General features: G+C 74.3%; 12 protein-coding genes and 1 pseudogene. 12 read left to right on the top strand and 1 reads right to left on the bottom strand.

Annotated features, from left to right (window positions below; genetic code table 11):
* Positions 1 to 139 precede the first annotated feature (139 nt).
* The gene (locus tag NQZ70_RS46980) at positions 140 to 523 is read left to right on the top strand and encodes a phage holin family protein (protein WP_129580045.1); all 384 of its coding nucleotides are present in this window, start codon (positions 140 to 142) and stop codon (positions 521 to 523) included.
* Positions 520 to 978, top strand: a complete 459-nt coding sequence (locus NQZ70_RS46975) for a hypothetical protein (protein WP_129580044.1) — start codon at positions 520 to 522, stop codon at positions 976 to 978. Before NQZ70_RS46980 ends, NQZ70_RS46975 begins: the two co-directional genes overlap by 4 nt.
* A 117-nt stretch (positions 979 to 1095) precedes the next feature.
* Here the strand turns inward: NQZ70_RS46975 and NQZ70_RS46970 are convergent, their stop codons facing one another.
* Positions 1096 to 1905, bottom strand: a complete 810-nt coding sequence (locus NQZ70_RS46970) for a hypothetical protein (protein ID WP_129580043.1) — start codon at positions 1903 to 1905, stop codon at positions 1096 to 1098.
* 461 nt (positions 1906 to 2366) lie between these two features.
* Here NQZ70_RS46970 and NQZ70_RS46965 point away from each other — a divergent pair, with 461 nt between their 5' ends.
* From NQZ70_RS46965 to NQZ70_RS46920, 10 genes and pseudogenes are all read left to right on the top strand, one after another.
* The gene (locus tag NQZ70_RS46965; protein ID WP_129580042.1) at positions 2367 to 4496 is read left to right on the top strand and encodes a prolyl oligopeptidase family protein; all 2130 of its coding nucleotides are present in this window, start codon (positions 2367 to 2369) and stop codon (positions 4494 to 4496) included.
* Between the two features lie 180 nt (positions 4497 to 4676).
* Complete coding sequence (locus NQZ70_RS46960) at positions 4677 to 5486, top strand: hypothetical protein (RefSeq protein WP_129580041.1); 810 nt, start codon at positions 4677 to 4679, stop codon at positions 5484 to 5486.
* An 18-nt stretch (positions 5487 to 5504) separates the two neighbouring features.
* A complete protein-coding gene (locus NQZ70_RS46955; RefSeq protein WP_129580040.1) occupies positions 5505 to 8828 on the top strand; it encodes a hypothetical protein in 3324 nt (1107 codons plus the stop codon).
* Positions 8829 to 8946: 118 nt separating this feature from the next.
* Positions 8947 to 9579: an OmpA family protein gene (locus NQZ70_RS46950; protein WP_129580039.1), complete on the top strand. Its 633-nt coding sequence runs from the start codon at positions 8947 to 8949 to the stop codon at positions 9577 to 9579.
* A gap of 378 nt (positions 9580 to 9957) precedes the next feature.
* Positions 9958 to 10770, top strand: a pseudogene (locus NQZ70_RS46945) (DUF2894 domain-containing protein); the annotation flags it as partial.
* Positions 10771 to 10783: 13 nt separating this feature from the next.
* Positions 10784 to 11227, top strand: a complete 444-nt coding sequence (locus tag NQZ70_RS46940) for a hypothetical protein (RefSeq protein WP_129580037.1) — start codon at positions 10784 to 10786, stop codon at positions 11225 to 11227.
* Between the two features lie 334 nt (positions 11228 to 11561).
* Positions 11562 to 12380 carry a Stp1/IreP family PP2C-type Ser/Thr phosphatase gene (locus tag NQZ70_RS46935; protein WP_129580036.1) on the top strand — a complete coding sequence of 273 codons (819 nt, stop codon included), beginning with the start codon at positions 11562 to 11564 and terminating at the stop codon, positions 12378 to 12380.
* A gap of 115 nt (positions 12381 to 12495) precedes the next feature.
* Positions 12496 to 15525, top strand: a complete 3030-nt coding sequence (gene uvrA / locus NQZ70_RS46930; RefSeq protein WP_207217658.1) for an excinuclease ABC subunit UvrA — start codon at positions 12496 to 12498, stop codon at positions 15523 to 15525.
* A 555-nt stretch (positions 15526 to 16080) separates the two neighbouring features.
* Positions 16081 to 17763 (top strand): IgGFc-binding protein, encoded by a 1683-nt coding sequence (locus NQZ70_RS46925; RefSeq protein ID WP_237244685.1) that lies wholly within the window; start codon positions 16081 to 16083, stop codon positions 17761 to 17763.
* 71 nt (positions 17764 to 17834) lie between these two features.
* Positions 17835 to 18749, top strand: coding sequence for a DMT family transporter (locus tag NQZ70_RS46920; RefSeq protein WP_129580034.1), 915 nt, complete (start codon positions 17835 to 17837; stop codon positions 18747 to 18749).
* Positions 18750 to 18784 lie beyond the last annotated feature (35 nt).

Raw genomic sequence — 18784 nt, 5'->3', positions numbered from 1 at the left:
CGCCTGCGCGAGGATGGGGCTGGCGTGCCGTATGCACCGCGTGGCGCGGTCGGAGGCGGGGGCTCCGCGGCGACCGTGCGCTGGCGGCTGCCTGCTCCGCTCCCGAGCGCGTTCATCCTGTGAGGCGGAGAGGTGTCCCATGAGGCAGGTGGATCCCAGGCCCGAGAGCTCGACGGCCGATCTCGTGAAGGAGGCGATCGCCGAGGCCAGGGAGCTGATAGAGGTCGAGGTCGCGCTGGCGCGCGACGAGATCAACCAGGAGATCTCGCGGGCGAAGACGTCGGGCGTCGCGCTCGGCGCGGCGGCGGCCGCGGCGCTGCTCGGGGTGGCGCTGGTGCTCGTCGCGATCGCGCTGGCGATCTCGCCGGGGCCGCTTCCGGCGCTGCTGATCGGGCTCGGGCTCATCGCGCTCGCGGTCGTGGTGGGCGTCGTCGGCTACGGGCGCGCGCCGAGGAGGCCGCTCGAGCGGACGCGCGGCCGCCTCGGGTCGGACGTGCGGCTGGTCCGGGAGCGCGTCGTATGAAGGGGTTGAACGGTCAGCGGGAGGAGTTCGAGCGGAAGGCGGACGAGCTGCGCGACCGGCTGCTGCACACGATCCAGGTGATCGATCGGCGGCGCCACGCGCTCCTCGACGTGAAGACCCAGGTGCGCCGGCACGGGGCCGGGGTGGCGGCCGGAGGGCTGCTGCTCGCGATCCTGGGCGGCGCGGCGGTGATCGCGCTGGTCCGGGGGGCGCGGGCGCGCGACGAGCGGCTGCGGGCCGAGCGCGTCCGCGCGCTCGTGCGCTTCTGGCGGCACCCGGACTGGGTGGCGCCGCGCGGGAAGCCGAGCGTGCCGCGCGAGATCGGGCGGAAGATCCTGGTGGGGGCGGCGTACTTCGCGGCGATGCAGCTCATCCGGCGCGGGATCCGGCTCACGCTGGCGCCGCCGGGGCGGGAGGCGCTGGTGCGGCGGCGGACGCCGGAGCTGCAGGCGTAGACCACGACCAGGTCCCCCGAGGGCCTACGGTTGTCGAGGAGTGCGGACGACGTGCGGACGTGAGCGGTGAGGGGGAGCGCCGACGTGTGATGCGGGGGCGGGGCAGCGGCGATCGGGTCAGGGCCCGGTGTACAGGGCAGTGCGCCAGCCGAGGTAAAGCCCTGGCTGGCGGACGGACGTGCTCCAGGTGTAATCGGCGTAGAGCCACGGGCCCATCGACACCTTCCAGAGCCGGATTCCTTCGTAGAACACGCCGCCGCCGATGCGGGCCGGGAGGGCACCGTCGATGACGTCGGTGTCGCTGCCGTCCGCCGTCGTGTAGGCCACGCCGGTGCCAGCATCGACGATGACACCCACCTCTCTCCAGCGCTCCCCGAGCGAGAAGAGCGGGAATACCTCGGTGTGGAACATGACCCCGCCAGCCAGGGTGCCATGCTCCGCGGCGCTCAGGCCGTGCCCGCCGAACGCCAGGCCGAACGTGAGCCAGTCCGCGAGCACCCCGCCGAGCCAGACGTAACCGCCGCCGCCGATGCCGACGCCGGTCTCGGTGTAGTAGCGCTCGTATCCTATCTTCTGAACATCATTGGGGAATCCGGCGGCGCTCCCGAGCGTGAGGCCTCCCGCGACGCCGGCGGCGAACCCGCTGCGCCGCACCGCCTTCGTTGGCGCGAACAGCGGGTCCGCGGTGGGCGCATCCCCGGCGAGTCGCGGGGCCGTGCCGGGTTGCGGATCCGCGCCGCCGGGGTCGGGGACCGCATTCCCCGGCGGCGGCGCGGCCGCGGCGGCGGCGCTCGCGTCCCTCGCGGGCGGTGGGCTCTCCGCGCCCCCGGGCGCCGCCTCCTGCGCCGATGCGGTGGAATGGAGCAGGCCGAGGCCGAGGAGCGCCGGCAGCGCGGCCGCACGCCGCAGGGGGAGGGACGTCGCCATGGGCTCCCTTTCCTATACGATGACGGGGGCCTCCGGCATCGCAATCCGATGGCCTCTCCCGATCGGCGCGCCCCCCGACGCCGGCGCGGGGCGCGCCAGGACCGCGCGCTCTCGTCGTCGACGCGCGGGCGGGCGCCGCGCGTCGGCGCGGCGCGGCGCTGCCGCAGCATCCAGCCCTGCGACGGATGGCATGTCGGGACAGAACGAGAAGCATGCTTGAAGCGAGTCCATCGGAGATCCGGTTCGCCGGATGACGTGCCGGCGGCACGACGCGGCGCTCGCCAGGGGGCGCGTCGCGCGAGGGGCGCTCGATCCTCGATCGCGCGCGGCGAACTCGCCTGCCCCCGTCGCCTGGGGCACGGTATGCTCGCCGTCCCATGAAGGCCTCTCCCTGCCTGCTCCTCACGGCGCTCCTCGCTGGCGCCTGCGGAGGTGCCAAGGCACATCGAACGGGTCCCACCATGACCGCAAGCTCCTCATCGCACCCCGCTGCGGCCAGCGCCGCGCCGACGCCCGCCGATCCTCTCCGCCCCGCGTACCCGCTCACCCGCGCCGTTTCGGTGAAAGACGCCGTCCAGGGAGTCGAGATCGCCGACCCGTACCGCTGGCTGGAGGACGGCGGCGCGCCGCACGTGAAAGAGTGGATGCAGGCTCAGGACGCGTTCACCCGCGCCGAGCTCGCGCGGCTCCCCGAGCGGGACGCGATCGCGTCGAGGCTCAAGCAGCTCTTCTACATCGATGCGGTGTCCGCGCCGCGCCACCGCCGGGGTCGATATTTCCTGAGCCGGAGGCACGCGACGAAAGAGAAGTCGATCGTCTACTGGAAGGAAGGAAAGAGCGGCGAGGAGCGCCCGCTGCTCGACCCGAACAGCTGGTCTGACGACGGCAGCGTCTCGCTGGGCGGGTGGGAAGTGTCGTGGGACGGCAAGAACGTCGCCTACAAGGTCCAGAAGAACAACTCGGATGAAGCGACCCTCCATGTGATGGATGTCGCGTCCGGCAAGCGCTCCGAGGTGGACGTCATCGAAGGGGGCAAATACGCGTACGCGTCGTGGACGCCCTCCGGCGACGGCTTCTACTACGTCTGGCTCCCCACCGACCCGTCGATCCCGGTCGCCGATCGGCCCGGTTACGCGGAGGTTCGCTTCCACCGGCTCGGCCAGGATCCGAAGCAGGATCGCGTGGTGCGCGGCAGGACGGGCGATCCGAAGACCTTCCTCGGCGCGCTCCTGTCCAAGGACGGCCGCTTCCTGGTGCTCACCGTCGCCCACGGGTGGACCTCGACCGACGTCTACTTTCGCGATCTCCGCAGGCCGGGCGGTCGGGACGTGGACAAGCCGCTCGCCGTGGGGCGCGACGCGCACTACAGCGTCGAGGTCTACAAGGATCGGTTCTACGTCCACACCGACGACGGCGCGCCCCATTACCGCCTCTTCGAGGTCGACCCGGACAGGCCCGAGCGCGCCGCGTGGAAGGAGATCGTCCCGGAGCGCCCCGACGCCATCCTGGACAGCGTCTCCATCCTGGGTGGGCACCTCGCGCTGAGCTACCTCAAGGACGCCTCGAGCCGGGTCGAGGTGCGCACGCTCGACGGCAAGCTGGTCCGCGAGGTCCCGTTGCCCGGCATAGGCACCGTGGGCGGCCCGTCCGGGCTGCCCGACGAGGACGAGGCGTATTTCTCGTTCGAGTCGTTCACCTCACCCCAGGAGATCCACGCGACCTCGATCAAGACGGGCCGGACCGAGCTCTACGCGCGCGTCGAGGTGCCGGTCGACCCGTCGCAGTTCACCGTCGAGCAGACCTTCTTCCCGTCCAAGGACGGCACGAAGATCTCGATGTTCATCGTCCGCCGCAAGGACATGAAGAAGGACGGGAGCTCCCGCGCGCTGCTCTACGGCTACGGCGGCTTCCAGATGTCGCAGACCCCGGCGTTCACCGCCTCGATCTACCCGTGGCTCGAGCGGGGCGGGGTGTACGCGGTGGCCAACCTGCGCGGCGGCGGCGAGTACGGCGAGGCGTGGCACCGGGACGGGATGCTGCTCAAGAAGCAGAACGTCTTCGACGACTTCATCGCCGCGGCAGAGCACCTGGTCCGCGAGGGATACACGCGCCCCGAGCGGCTCGCCATCCAGGGCGGCTCGAACGGCGGCCTGCTCGTCGGCGCCGCGCTCACCCAGCGGCCGGAGCTGTTCGGGGCCGTCCTCTGCGGCGTCCCCCTGCTCGACATGGTGCGATACCACCTGTTCGGCTCCGGCAAGACGTGGATCAGCGAGTATGGGTCCGCCGACGATCCAGCGCAGTTCAGGGCGCTCTACGCCTACTCCCCGTATCACCACGTCAAGCCGGGGACGAGGTATCCGGCCGTCCTCCTGCTGTCGGCCGACAGCGACGATCGGGTCGATCCGATGCACGCGCGCAAGTTCGCCGCCGCGCTCCAGGCGGCGAGCGCGGGCGGCCCGGTCCTGCTCCGCATCGAGCGGAACGCCGGGCACGGCGGCGCGGACCTCATCAAGGCAGCCGTCGCGAAGGGCGCCGACCAGCTCTCCTTCGCGCTGTGGGCCACGAACGGGCAGGCGCCGACCAACAGGTGAGCGGCGCGAGGCGCGAGGGGCGACAGGCGCGGCGGGCGCGAGGGACGACAGGCGCGGCGGGCGCGCAGGCGCGGGGCGCGGGGCGCGACGGACAGGCTTGCGGCTCCGCGCCGCGACGGCTAACAACGCGCGGCCGTGCGAATGCTTCACCCCGGAGCCGGGTCCTCGCGGCCCGGGCCTTTGATCTCGCGTCCCCTCGCTGCCGCCGCCTCGGCGCTGGCGGACGGGACGCGCGCGCCGCTCGCGGAGCTCTCCGATCCGGCGGCGGTCCTCGCCGGGCTCATGGATCTGCACGGGAGCGTCGCGCTCGCGCGCGAGCTCTCGCTCCTCGACCGGCCCGCCGCCCCGCCGCCCGCGGCGGCTTCCGGCGCGCGCGCCGAGGTCCGCGCGCTCGCCGCGGATCGCCTCGGCGAGCTCGCGGCGGCGCTCGACCACGTGTTCGCCACCCCGTTCCACCGGCGCAACAAGCTGCCCGACGCGGCGGCGGTGCTCGCGACGCTGGAGCAGACCGGGGTGCTGGCCGCGCGCGCCGCCCGCGAGCGCGGCGGGCGCCCGCTCGCGTCCGCGGCCGGCCAGCTCTGGGAGCCGTTCGGCGAGCTCGCGAGCCGCCACCTCGGCCGCATCCGGCTCGAGACGCGCGCGCTGCGCGAGGAGCTCGCGCCGTCGCTGCGGGCGCTCGGCCCGGACGCGGCGCGGCTCGAGCGGCTCGACGCCGCGATCGCCGCCGCCACCCAGAAGCGGCGCGAGCGCGCGCTCGCGGAGCTCGTCCCCGGCCTCGCGCGCGCCTTCGCGCGGGGCCTGCGCGCGGCCGTGGGCGCGCTGCCGGAGGCCGTCGACGTCGAGCACGTCGCGGCCTGGTTCGCGCAGGAAGAGTGGCTCCGGCGGGAGCTCCAGCGGATGGAGCTCGTGGTCCAGGCGGTGCTCGCGCACGAGGCGGGCCGGCTCCTCTCGCTGGTCGACGGGGCTGCGGCGGCGGGCGCGCCGGCGTAGCCCGCGAGGGGCTTCACGATGCGGCTCGCGACGGCGCGGCAGTGGACGACGCGGCTCCTGGTGCTCCTCACCGGGGGGATCGGCCTCGCCCTGGTGGGGCGGGCGGCGGTCGTCTACCGCGGGACGGACCCGCTCGCGTACCGCCTCGTTCTGCTGATCGCGCTCGGGCTGGTGTTCGGCACGCTCGAGCTGTTCGCGCGCGCGGGGCGGGCCGCCCGGATCGAGCGCGAGCTCGCCGCGCTGCCGCGGCCGGCGACGCGCGCCGCGATCGAGCAGAGCAGCGCGCCGCTCCGGGCGCTGCTCGAGGCGCGGATCGCCGGCGCGGCGCTGCCTCCGGCCGGCGCGACGTTCGCGTCGTACCTCGTCGGGCTGCTCGTGATGATCGGGCTGCTCGGCACGTTCCTCGGCCTGTTCGAGACGCTGCGGGGGGCGCGCGAGGCGCTGACCCTGAGCGCCGACGTCGACGCGCTCCGGGAGAGCCTGGCCGCGCCGATGCAGGGCCTGTCGCGCGCGTTCGGCACCTCGGCGGCGGGCGTGTCGGCGTCGGCGATGCTGGGGCTCGGCGCGGTGCTCGTGCGGCGCGCCGAGGCGGCGGCCGCGGCCGCGCTCCACGCCTACGCGGCGGGCCCGCTCGCGGCGCTGACGGTGGCGGGGCGGCAGCTCGCGGCGCTGGAGGCGCTCGCGCGGCAGGGCGAGGCGCTCCCTGCCGCGGCGGCGTCGCTGCGCGAGGCCACCTCCCGGCTCGAGCGCCTCGAGGAGCGGCTCGTGGCCGTGCAGGTCGAGGGCGCGCGCCAGGCCGCCGCCTCGTTCGCGGCGGCAGCGGCCGAGATCCGCGGCGACATCGCGGCGGGCCTCCGGCAGACCGCCGACGTGGCGGCCGGCGTGGTGAAGCCCCTCCTGGCCGAGGCGGTGGAGCGCGCCGGCGCGGTCGCGGGCGGCGCGCTGCAGGCGGTCGAGCGGCGCCTCGACGAGGAGTCGCGCGCGCGGCGGGAGGCGGACGCCGCGTCGTCGGCGCGGCTGGAAGGCCAGGCGGAGCGGCTGGCCGGGGTGGTGGGGGAGGCGATCGAGCGGCTGGAGCAGGCGCAGTCGGCGCGCGCGGCGGAGGCGGCGGCGCGGCAGGCGGAGCAGGACGCGGCGCGAGCGGCGCACCTGACGGCGCTGGGCGAGGCGCTGTCGGGCCCGCTGACGGAGGCGGCGCGGGCGGCGCAGGCGGCGCCGGAGGCGGCGGCGCGGCTGATCGGGGAGGCGTCGGAGCGGCTGTCGGCGCGCGCGGAAGCGGACGCGGCGCGGGACGGGCGGCTGGACGCGCTGCTGGAGAAGCTGTCGGAGGCGACGGCGGCGATGGCGGGCAGCGCGCGGGAGCAGGCCGGGCGGGTGGCGGCGCTGGCGGAAGCTGCGGAGCGGAGCGCGGCGGAGCGGGAGGAGCGGGCGGAGGCGCGGGTGGCGGCGCTTGGCGAGGCGGCGCGGGCGCTGCTGGAGGAGCAAGCGGCGCGGCTGCTGTCGTTCGAGGAGCGGCTGGAGGGGGCGCGGCGGGAGGCGGCCGACGGGCTGGCCGAGCGGCTCAGCGCCCACGCCCGCGGGCTCGGCGAGCGGCTGGAGCGGATGGAGGAGGGGGTCGCGTCGCGGCTGGGGCGGATGGAGGAGGGGGTCGCGTCGCGGCTGGAGCGGATGGAGGAGGGCGCGGCGAAGCGCCTGGAGCGGCTCGACCGGGAGGCCGCGGTGCGCCGGCGCGAGCTCGAGACCGAGTCGGCGGCGCGGCTGGAAGGTCAGGCGGAGCGGCTGGCCGGGGTGGTGGGGGAGGCGATCGAGCGGCTGGAGCAGGCGCAGTCGGCGCGCGCGGCGGAGGCGGCGGCGCGGCAGGCGGAGCAGGACGCGGCGCGAGCGGCGCACCTGACGGCGCTGGGCGAGGCGCTGTCGGGCCCGCTGGCGGAGGCGGCGCGGGCGGCGCAGGCGGCGCCGGAGGCGGCGGCGCGGCTGATCGGGGAGGCGTCGGAGCGGCTGTCGGCGCGCGCGGAAGCGGACGCGGCGCGGGACGGGCGGCTGGACGCGCTGCTGGAGAAGCTGTCGGAGGCGACGGCGGCGATGGCGGGCAGCGCGCGGGAGCAGGCCGGGCGAGTGGCGGCGCTGGCGGAAGCTGCGGAGCGGAGCGCGGCGGAGCGGGAGGAGCGGGCGGAGGCGCGGGTGGCGGCGCTTGGCGAGGCGGCGCGGGCGCTGCTGGAGGAGCAAGCGGCGCGGCTGCTGTCGTTCGAGGAGCGGCTGGAGGGGGCGCGGCGGGAGGCGGCCGACGGGTTGGCCGAGCGGCTCAGCGCCCACGCCCGCGGGCTCGGCGAGCGGCTGGAGCGGATGGAGGAGGGGGTCGCGTCGCGGCTGGAGCGGATGGAGGAGGGCGCGGCGAAGCGCCTGGAGCGGCTCGACCGGGAGGCCGCGGTGCGCCGGCGCGAGCTCGAGACCGAGTCGTCGGCGCGGCTGGAAGGCCAGGCGGAGCGGCTGGCCGGGGTGGTGGGGGAGGCGATCGAGCGGCTGGAGCAGGCGCAGTCGGCGCGCGCGGCGGAGGCGGCGGCGCGGCAGGCGGAGCAGGACGCGGCGCGAGCGGCGCACCTGACGGCGCTGGGCGAGGCGCTGTCGGGCCCGCTGGCGGAGGCGGCGCGGGCGGCGCAGGCGGCGCCGGAGGCGGCGGCGCGGCTGATCGGGGAGGCGTCGGAGCGGCTGTCGGCGCGGGCGGAGGCGGACGCGGCGCGGGACGGGCGGCTGGACGCGCTGCTGGAGAAGCTGTCGGAGGCGACGGCGGCGATGGCGGGCAGCGCGCGGGAGCAGGCCGGGCGGGTGGCGGCGCTGGCGGAGGCGGCGGAGCGGAGCGCGGCGGAGCGGGAGGAGCGAGCGGAAGCACGGGTGGCGGCGCTGGGCGAGGCGGCGCGGGCGCTGCTGGAGGAGCAGGCGGCGCGGCTGCTGTCGTTCGAGGAGCGGCTGGAGGGGGCGCGGCGGGAGGCGGCCGACGGGCTGGCCGAGCGGCTCAGCGCCCATGCCCGCGGGCTCGGGGAGAGCCTCGAGGCGACCGCGGCGGTGGTGCGCGAGGCATCGGAGCTCGTGCGCGCCGGCGGCGCCGAGATGACGGCGGTGGCCGAGATGTTCACCGTCGCGGTCGATCGTTACCGCGACGCCAGCGATCGATGGCTGAACAGCCTCGGCGCGATCGAGGACGCGATCGAGCGCCGTGAGCACGGGGAGGCGACGGACCTCCTCGGCGCCTACCTCGACCAGACCCGCGAGGTCTTCGATCACTCGCTGCAGTTTCAGCGCGAGCTCTTCTCGGAGCTGCGGGCGCTGAGGAGCAGGACGAGCTGATGCGCCGCTCCTCGCCTCCGTCGGCGCCCGGCACGTCGCGCCCCGAGGTCGCCTGCTCCATGGGGGGCCGCGAGGGCGCGCCGGTATCCGCGGCGCCCGCCGCGAGGAGAGCTCGGTCATGTCCCTGATGCCGGCCGAGGACGAGGCGCCCGAGCAGGCCGCGGTGTGGCCGGTCTTCGGCGACCTCATGGCCTGCCTCTTCGGCCTGTTCGTGCTCTTTTTCGTGTGGGCGATCTCGTTCCAGGTCGATCTGGCCCGCGATCTCGCCGCCGAGCGCGCCACCCGCGCCGCGGAGAGCGCGCGCCTGGAGGCGCTCGAGCGCGCGCTGGCCGGACCGCTCGCCGAGGGGAGGATCACGCTGACGGAGGGGCGCATCGGGATCCGCGGGAGCATCCTGTTCGAGCTCAACTCGGCCGAGCTTCAGCCGGAGGGGATCGCGCTGCTCCGTGCGCTGGCCGATCCGCTGAAGGCGTACCTTGAGCATCATGACGAACTGATCATGGTGAGCGGCTTCACGGACGACCGGCCGCTCACGAGCTCGTCCCGTGGCTATGCGGACAACTGGGAGCTCTCGGCGCAGCGCGCGCTCACGGTGACGCGCGCGCTCGCCGCGGCGGGCGTTCCCGACACGGCGCTGTTCGCGGCCGGCTTCGGCGAGCGGCACCCGGTGGCGCCCAACGATACAAGCGAGAACCGGGCGAAGAACCGTCGCGTGGAGATCTCGCCCATTCCACGGCGGAGCGCGCCCTGATGGCGTCCACGTCGGATTTTTCTCCGGCGGCGGTGGAGCCCGAGGACCGCCAGCGGCGTCTTCAATCGCAACCTCGGTCGGTCGACGGGTCTGAGCCGCAACCTCGGTCGGGGCGCCGCCAACCGCAACCACGTCCACCGCAACCCCGGTTGGCAACCGTGATGCCTCAACCCGGGTCGGCCGCGGCGCCTCAACCCGGGTCGGCCGCCGCCCCCCAACCCGGGTCGGCCGCCGCCCCCAACCCGGGTCGGCCGCCGCCCCCAACCCGGGTCGGCCGCGGCGCCTCAACCCGGGTCGGCCGCGGCGCCTCAACCCGGGTCGGCCGCCGCCCCCCAACCCGGGCCTCCCGCCCCCGCCGCCGCGCGCCTCGCCGCCCTCCGCGCCTCCGGCGCCCACCGCTTCGATCCAGCCAGCTACCGCTTCATCGAGGCGCTCCTCGAGCGCGCCCGCGCCCTCGACGGCGGCGCCCGCGCGCGCCTCGACGCCCGCGCCTCGGCGCGGCTCACCGCCCTCGAGGCCGCCTTCCACCGCGCCCGCGCCGACGCCGAGGCCCAGCTCCGCGCCCTCGCCGACGCCGGCATCCCCGACGACGGCGCGCTCGCCGCGGCGCTCTCGCTCGGCGACCTCCCCGCCGTCGCGCGGGCCGCGCGCCGCCGCCTGCGCGCGCTCGCCGCCGAGCGGCAGACGACCGCCGTGCCCTCGCTCGCGCGCCTCCGCGGCGAGGCCGCCGCGCGCGACGTCCGCCTGCCCGCGCCGCTCGCGCGCGACCTCGCCGAGCTCCCGTGCGACGGCGATGTCGTCGAGCGCCGGGTGAAGCGGCAAGCCCAGGCGCTCAGCAACGCCCTCTCCACGGCGCTGTTCCACGAGTCGCTGGTGAGCGCCCGCGCGACGCTCGCCGTCGCCCGCGCCGCCGACAACGTGCCCGAGGACGCCGGCCCCTACAACGCCCAGGTGCTCGCCGCCCGGGCGCTCTGCGCCGCCGAGCGGCTCTCCGCGCACTACCTGCGCGCGCTCGTCGCCAGCCTCCAGGACCTCGGCGCCCTCTCCGCCGCGCTCGAGCCGCAGCCCGCCAAGCCCGCCAAGCCCGCCCGAAAGAAGGCCGCCCCGCGGACCGCCGCCGACGCCGCCCCGCGCCGCGGGTCCGGCCGGTCCGTCCGAAAAAAAGAATCCCTTTTTCGCGGATCGCGTTAGGTAAGGAGTCGCCATGCCCCGCTCGCCAGGCCGACTGCTCGCCGCCCTCGCGCTGTCCCTGCTCGCCGCCTCCTGCTCCTCCGCGCCCGAAAAGGCGCCGAGCGGGCCGGCGACGCCGCCCCTCAAGCAGTGCGGCACCGAGGTCGTCAAGCACGGCAACGGCTACAACGGCGCGGCGCGCGAGTGCATCTGGCAAGCGTACAAGACCCGCGAGCCGTCGGAGTTCACGACGACGCGGTACACCATCGAAGGCGACCCCGTCACCTACCACCTCGAGGTCACGCTCACCGGCGTCGTGGTCGTCGTGGACAGCAAGGATCGCTACGCCCTCCAGGGCGTCTTCCGCCACACCTGCCGCAACCTCGAGCGCATCATGCAGGAGGGCTCCGAGGACCGGTTCGGCTTCGCGCTCAGCGCGTGCTCCGGCGGCGGCGCCGAGCGGCTCGCGGTCCCGTGACGCGCCCGCCCCGCCCCGCGGCCGCCGCGCCGCGGCAGCGCCAGACGTTGGAAACGGAACGGCGACCCGCGCGCCGCGCGAGGCGCCGCCGACCCCCGCGCGGACAGCCGCGGGCGGGCGCCGCCCGAGGCCCGATCTGGTGGACGCGACCGATCCTTGCCGCGTAGGCTCGCTCGAAGCAGTTGAAGCGGGCAGCCACATGAGCAGACGATGCGTTCTGTGTCGCGCGATCGGTTCGATCCAGGCGCCGGAAGGGCGCGGATGACGGAGGATGCGCGCCCGTCGTTCGGCAGTTCGGCAAGGCGCGCCTGCGAGCACGCTGGAGGGAAGCGCCGTGCAGCGTCACCTCATTTTTGAAGCCGCCGGGATCACCCACCCTGGCATGGTCCGGGACACGAACGAGGACAGCTTCGCGATCCTCGAGTCGCGGGGGCTGTTCCTCGTGGCCGACGGCATGGGGGGGCGCGCCGCCGGGGAGGTCGCCTCGCGGATGGCGATCGACACCGTGCGTGATTTCTTCGACGACCCGGACTCCACCTGGCCTGTCTCGGTCAGCGTGGGGCCGCCCACGACGCGGGCCGCCGAGGCCCGCTACGTCGATCAGGGGCTCCCGCTGCTCGTCGCGGGCATCCAGCTCGCGAACGGCCGCATCTTCTCCGCGGCGCGGCGCGACCGGGAGAAGCGCGGCATGGGCACCACCTTCGCCGCCGCGCTCGCGCGCGACGGCTTCATCGCCATCGCGCACGTCGGCGACAGCCGCGTCTACCGCCTCCGCGATCACCGCCTCGAGCAGCTCACCCGGGACCACTCGCTGGTCAACGAGTGCATCCGGCTCGGCCACCTCCTCCCCGAGCAGGCCAGCTCGTTCCCGCTCCAGCACGTGATCACCCGCGCGCTCGGCACCGACGAGGCGGTCGAGGTGGAGACGCGCATCGACGCCGTCGAGAGCGGCGACGTCCTACTGCTCTGCTCGGACGGCCTGTCCGGCGTGGTGCCGGCGCAAGATATCGCAAGTATTTTGGAGGAGCGCGCCGACCTCGCCGAGATCACCATGCGGCTCGTCAGGCGCGCCAATGAGAACGGCGGCCCCGATAACGTCACCTGCGTTGTCGTGCGCTGGCGCCCCGCTCCAGGCGGCCCGGCCAGGCGCTGAGCTGCGCGCCACCTGACATGTGACGCCGCGCGCATTGCGCGCTCCTTGCCCGCTTTTCCACGGAACATCGAGTGCCGGACAGCGCGTCACCGTGTTAATGGCGGTGGGCAATCCAATGGGCGCGCGAACGAACGGATCCACACAGCCGCAGACCATCGCATCCACCCCCCGGGGCGGGGCGCTGGCCAGGTCCGGCAACGGCGGCGCAAAGGCAGCGCCGCGCGCCGAGCCGCCCGCGCAGGTCGAGGCGCGGCCGGCGCTCAAGCTCCTCGAGGCCGCGCGCGAGCCGGATTTCATCGAGGTGCTCGGCTCGCGGGAGCACAACCTCCGCATCGACCGGCTGGAGGTGCCGAAGCGGAAGCTCGTGGTGTTCACGGGGGTGAGCGGCTCGGGCAAATCGAGCCTGGCGTTCGACACCCTCTACGCCGAGGGGCAGCGGCGTTACGTCGAGACGCTGAGCTCGTATGCCCGCCAGTTCCTCGGTCAGCTCGATCGCCCGCAGGTCGAGCACCTGCGCGGCCTGTCGCCGACGATTGCCATCGAGCAGAAGAGCGCGTCGAGCAACCCGCGCTCCACGGTCGGCACGATCACCGAGGTCTACGATTACCTGCGCGTCCTCTATGCGCGCGCCGGCGAGCAGCATTGTCACCTCTGCGGCAAGCCGGTGAAGGCGCAGAGCTCGGAGCAGATCGTCGACGAGCTCCTCGCGATGCCGGAGGGCACGAAGTTCGTGCTGCTCGCGCCGCTCGTGACGCACCGGAAGGGGGAGTTCAAGGACCTGTTCGAGGAGCTCCGCGGCCGCGGCTTCGTGCGGGTCGAGATCGACGGGGCGCAGCACCGGCTCGACGAGGTGCCGCGGCTCGACAAGAAGCTCAAGCACACGATCGCGCTCGTGGTCGACCGGCTGGCCGTGCGGGCGGACGAGCGCCAGCGCATCACCGAGGGGGTCGAGCTCGCGCTCCAGGAGGGGCGCGGCGAGCTCCGGGTCGAGCTCCAGGCCGACGACGGGCCGGCCGCGCGGCGACGGCGCCCGGACGCCCCGCTGCTGTTCAGCGCCGCGCGCTCCTGCTGCGGCCAGAGCTTCCCCGAGCTCTCGCCGCAGAGCTTCTCGTTCAACAGCCCGCTCGGCATGTGCGGCGCCTGCAACGGCCTCGGCACCCGCCTGGAGATCGACCCGGCCCTCGTGATCCCGGACCCTTCGCTGTCGATCCGGGAGGGCGCGATCGCCCCCTGGGCGTCGGCCATGGCGCGCGGCGAGGGCTGGACGTTCCGCATCATCGACGCCGTGGCCAAGGCGTGCTCCGTCGACCTCGACGTGCCCTGGCGCAAGCTCGGGGCGAAGAAGCAGGAGACGGTGCTCTACGGCCTCTCGGGCAAGCGCATCGCCGTGACGTGGGGGAAGGAGGGGACCGAGACCCACGGCACCTGGGGCATGAAGTTCGAGGGCGTGATCCCGAGCCTGATGCGCAGGTTCCAGCAGTCGTCGTCCGAGTCGGCGCGGGACGCCTACCGCAAGTTCATGAGCGAGCGGCCGTGCGACGCCTGCGGCTCCAAGCGGATGCGCCCGGAGTCGCTCGCGGTGCGCGTCGCGGGCAAGAGCATCGCCGACGTCACCGGCATGACGGTGAAGGACGCATTCGAGCATTTCGCCCGGCTGGAGCTCCCGGGCAACCGGCAGAAGATCACCGAGGGGGTGCGGCGGGAGATCACGAGCCGGCTAAGCTTCCTCCTGAACGTGGGCCTCGACTACCTGACGCTCGATCGCTCGGGGCCGACGCTGAGCGGCGGCGAGGCGCAGCGCATCCGGCTGGCGAGCCAGCTCGGGAGCGAGCTGTCGGGGGTGATGTACGTGCTCGACGAGCCGAGCATCGGCCTGCACCAGCGGGACAACCAGCGCCTCATCGAGACGCTGCGGCGCCTCAGGGATCTGGGCAACACGGTGCTTGTGGTGGAGCACGACGAGGAGACGATCCGGGCCGCCGATTACGTCGTGGATTTCGGCCCCGGGGCGGGGCACCTCGGCGGGCGGGTGATGGCCGCGGGGACGCCCGAGGAGATCGCGCGCGACCCGGAGAGCCTGACGGGCGCGTACCTCGCGGGGCGCGCGCGCATCGAGGTGCCCGAGGCGCGGCGCGCGCCGCGCGGGTGGCTCGAGGTCCTGGGCGCGTCCGAGCACAACCTGAAGAACATCGATGTCCGGTTCCCGCTCGGGGTGCTGCTCGCGGTGACCGGGGTGAGCGGCGCGGGCAAGAGCTCGCTGGTGAACGGCATCCTCCTGCCGGCGCTCGGCCGGGCGCTCCACAACAGCACCGAGCCGGTCGGGGCGCACCGCGCGATCAAGGGGCTCAAGGCGCTCGACAAGGTGATCGCGATCGACCAGAAGCCGATCGGCCGCACGCCGCGCTCGAACCCCGGGACGTACACGAAGGCGTTCGACCAGATCCGCGAGATCTTCGCCGAGCTGCCGGAGTCGCGCGCGCGGGGCTATGGCCCCGGGCGGTTCAGCTTCAACGTGAAGGGCGGGCGCTGCGAGGCGTGCAGCGGCGACGGCGTGGTGAAGGTGGAGATGCACTTCCTCGCCGACGTCTACGTCCCGTGCGAGGTGTGCGCCGGCAAGCGGTACAGCGCGCAGACGCTGGCGGTGCGGTACAAGGGCAAGAGCATCGCCGACATCCTGGACACGAGCATCGAGGATTGCGTGCGGCTCTTCGAGCACCACGTGGCGCTGCGGCGGGTGCTCGACACGCTGGTCGAGGTGGGCCTCGGGTACATGAAGATCGGCCAGAGCGCGCCGACGATGAGCGGCGGCGAGGCGCAGCGCGTGAAGCTGAGCCGCGAGCTCGGCAAGAGCCAGACGGGGCGCACGCTCTACGTGCTCGACGAGCCCACGACGGGCCTGCATTTCGAGGACATCCGCAAGCTCCTCGGCGTGCTCCACCGGCTGGTCGAGGCGGGGAACACGGTGGTGGTCATCGAGCACAGCCTCGACGTCATCAAGTGCGCCGACTGGGTGGTCGATCTCGGGCCCGAGGGCGGCGCCGGCGGCGGCCGGGTCATCGCCGAGGGGACGCCGGAGGACGTCGCGAAGGTGCCTGCGTCGTACACGGGGCAGTTCCTGCGCCCGCTGCTCACGGCTCCGCGGTAGTACCGCGTCGGGCAGGGGCGTCAGGGAGCTCCGAGGCGCCCGGCCCCCGGGGAAGGGAGCTCGTCGCGCGGGGCGCGGGCGGGCTGAACTCGCCTGGGACGTCCTGTGCCCGACGTGCTGCGCACGCCGGACACAGGACGTCAATTGGGCTCGGACACCAGCCCGCCCGCGCCCCGCGCGACGAGCTCCCTCCCCGGGGGCCTACGGCAGGCACAACCAGGAACGAGAGCGGGTGACGCGGTATTGGTAGGATCTGTCCCGTCTGTGACCTTTGCTTCTTGTCGGTCGTTGCTCCAGAATTTCCTTGGTGTTCCGCGATGATGATCGCGAGATATGGGCTCGGCGTGCTTGCGCCGCGGCACAAAAACGCGTAGCCGGGATCGATGGACACCAACGTGTCCAGGGGTGCGAAAGCGCTCGACCATTTACTTCAGCAATCCACTGGAAGTCTCATTCCAGCCGGGCTGTCGCACAGGCCCCTGTGCTCGAAGTCCGTTGACGGGAGGGCCCATGCAGTACTCGAAGCACACTCTGTTTCTCGGCCTAGGACTGTTGGTGGCCGCCGCCTCCGCGGCCGCATGCTCCGCCAGCGGCTCGTCCGCGGGCCCCCCTCGGCCTGGAAACACCTCCGGCGGCGGCTCGGGCGACGGCGGATCCTCCACGAACACCAGCGCCAGCGGCAACGCCGGCACCACCAGCACCGGCGACGACATCGGCACCGGCACCGGCGGCAGCGACCCCGGCCCCGATCTGCTGGGCGACCCGAAGACGTGCGCGGAGGCCGCCGCGAACAAATCCTATATCGGGTGCGACTTCTGGCCCACGGTCACCGCGAACATCGTGTGGTCGATCTTCGACTACGCGGTCGTCGTCGCCAACGCGGGCGACGAGGTGGCCGAGGTCGAGGTGACGCGCGACGGCGCCTCGGTGGCGCGCGCCGAGGTCCAGCCCAACAGCCTGACCAAGGTCTACCTCCCCTGGGTCCGCGAGCTGAAGGGGCCCGACGCCGGCGTGTGCGCCTCGGGCGAATCGCTCAGCGGCTCCGTTCGCGTGGACGGCGGCGCTTACCACCTCGTCTCGACCCGGCCGGTCACGGTCTATCAATTCAACGCGCTCGAGTACAAGGGCGCTGGGGGCCCGGACGGGAAGGACTGGTCCTCCTGTCCCGGCCTCCGCTCGTGTCCCTCCAGCGGGCGCCCCTACGGCTGCTACTCCTTCACCAACGACGCCTCGCTGCTCCTGCCGAGCACCGCGATGACCGGCAACTACCGCATCACCGGCCAGCAGGGCTGGAGGAGCGCGGCGGTGGGCGCCTACGCGGTCATCACCGGCATCCAGGACGGCACCAGCGTCACGGTGAGCCTCGCCCAGGGCGCCTCGGTGATCGCCGGCGACGGCATCCCTGCGACGACCGGCGGAGGCAGCTTCATCGTCGACCTCGACGCGGGCGATGTCGTCGAGATCCTCGGGAGCCCGAGCAGCGATCTCAGCGGCAGCCTCGTCACCGCCACGAACCCCGTCCAGGTGCTGACCGGCATGCCGTGCGTACAGTCGCCGGCCGGCTACAAGGCCTGCGACCACATCGAGGAGTCGGTGTTCCCGGCCGAGACCCTGGGCAAGCGTTACTTCGTCACCGTCCCGACCTCGCCCGGCGGCGAGGTCTTCGGTCACGTCGTGCGCCTCTACGGCAACGTCGACGGCACGGCGCTGACCTATCCGTCCGGCCGGCCGGACGGCGCGCCGACCTCGATCGACGCCGGCCAGGTCGTCGACCTCAGCGTCGTGAGGAGGGATTTCGAGATCGTGGGAGATCACGAGTTCGCGGTCAGCACGTTCATGCTGGGCGCCGAGATCGTCGACCGCGACACCCCCCCTCCCGACCAGAAGGGCGACCCGTCGCAGAGCCACGCCACCGCGGTGGAGCAGTACCGCACCAAGTACGTCTTCCTCGCCCCCAGCGATTACGACGAGAGCTACGTCGACGTCATCCAGCCGCTCGACGCCACGATCACGCTCGACGACGACCCCGTCGACGTCGAGCCGACCCCGATCGGCAACGGCTCCGGGTTCGGCGTCGCGCGCGTCCCGCTCGGCCCGGGCAACGACGGCGCTCACGTGCTGACCGCCTCGGCCCCCGTCGGCATCCAGGTGATCGGCTACGGCTCCTACACGAGCTACCAGTACCCGGGCGGGCTCAACCTCGTCCTCATCGCGCCCCCTCCGCCCCCGCCCAACTGACCCCGCCGCGGCGCGCCTCGCTGCGCGCCTCGCTGATTGTCTTTCCCGGCCGGCTGACCTAGCAGCATCGCATGGCGGCCAAGCAGCGCGTCACGGCCCGGAGCGCCGCCCTCTTCGTCGTCCTAGCCAGCCTCGCCTTCGCCTCGAGCGGCCCCCTCGCCCGGTACGCGCGCCCGGTCCACCCGCTCGTCGTCGCCTTCGGCCGCGTCGCCCTCGCCGCGGTCGCGCTCTCCCTGCTCGATCTGCGCGCGATCGCCCGCTCGGCGGCCGGCCTCTCGCTGCGCCAGCGCGCCGCCGTCCTCTGCGCGGGCCTGCTGCTCGCCGTCCACTTCGCGCTCTTCCTCTGGGGGCTCGACCGCACCTCCATCGCCGCGGCGCTCTCGCTCATCTCCCTCGAGCCGCTCGCCGTCGTGCTCTGCGCGTGGGCGTTCTTCCGTGTCCGCCCCACGCGCGCCGAGCAGGCCGGCGTGCTCCTCGCCACCGCCGGCGCGGTCGTCATCGCGAGCGCGGCCGGCGCCGGCGAGCACCGGCTCTCGGGCGACCTCATGGTCGTCGGCGCCGCCGTCCTCTACGGCCTCTACGTGTCCTTCGCCCGGGCGCTCCGCGACGCCCTGCCGGCGCGGAGCTACGCGGCGCTCGTCTACGCGAGCGCCGCCGTCTTCCTCGCGGCGGCGCTCCCCGCCGCGCCCGGCGCGCTCGAGGGCGTCGCCCCGCCGCCGGCCCACGCCGCCGTCGCCATCGTCGCGCTCGCGCTCGTCCCCACCCTCGTCGGCCACACCGCGGTGCAGGCCGCCGCGCGCCGCATGTCCCCGTCGATCATCGCGCTCGTCTCCCCCGGCGAGACGCTGGGCGGGATCCTGATCGGCGCCCTGTGGCTCGGCGCCATCCCCACGGCCACGGAGATCGCCGGCGCCGCGATCATCCTCGCCGGCGCCATCGTCGCCATCTTCGGGTCGAGCCCGCCCGCGGCCAGCAGCGCGGGCTGACGCGCGCTCCGGGCCGACGCCGCCGCGCCTCCCGC

It is taken from the genome of Sorangium sp. So ce836 (assembly GCF_028553905.1).
Taxonomy (GTDB): Bacteria; Myxococcota_A; Polyangia; order Polyangiales; family Polyangiaceae; genus Sorangium; species Sorangium cellulosum_D.
Note: the sequence above shows the minus strand (reverse complement) of the source record. Positions and strands in the feature narration are given on the sequence as shown.

Bases quoted from the DNA above. Each gene is read 5' to 3' on its own strand.
- NQZ70_RS46980 (WP_129580045.1), top strand. From the start codon at position 140: ATGAGGCAGGTGGATCCCAGGCCCGAGAGCTCGACGGCCGATCTCGTG.
- NQZ70_RS46975 (WP_129580044.1), top strand. From the start codon at position 520: ATGAAGGGGTTGAACGGTCAGCGGGAGGAGTTCGAGCGGAAGGCGGAC.
- NQZ70_RS46970 (WP_129580043.1), bottom strand. From the start codon at position 1,905: ATGGCGACGTCCCTCCCCCTGCGGCGTGCGGCCGCGCTGCCGGCGCTC.
- NQZ70_RS46965 (WP_129580042.1), top strand. From the start codon at position 2,367: ATGACCGCAAGCTCCTCATCGCACCCCGCTGCGGCCAGCGCCGCGCCG.
- NQZ70_RS46955 (WP_129580040.1), top strand. From the start codon at position 5,505: ATGCGGCTCGCGACGGCGCGGCAGTGGACGACGCGGCTCCTGGTGCTC.
- NQZ70_RS46950 (WP_129580039.1), top strand. From the start codon at position 8,947: ATGTCCCTGATGCCGGCCGAGGACGAGGCGCCCGAGCAGGCCGCGGTG.
- NQZ70_RS46940 (WP_129580037.1), top strand. From the start codon at position 10,784: ATGCCCCGCTCGCCAGGCCGACTGCTCGCCGCCCTCGCGCTGTCCCTG.
- uvrA (WP_207217658.1), top strand. From the start codon at position 12,496: ATGGGCGCGCGAACGAACGGATCCACACAGCCGCAGACCATCGCATCC.
- NQZ70_RS46920 (WP_129580034.1), top strand. From the start codon at position 17,835: ATGGCGGCCAAGCAGCGCGTCACGGCCCGGAGCGCCGCCCTCTTCGTC.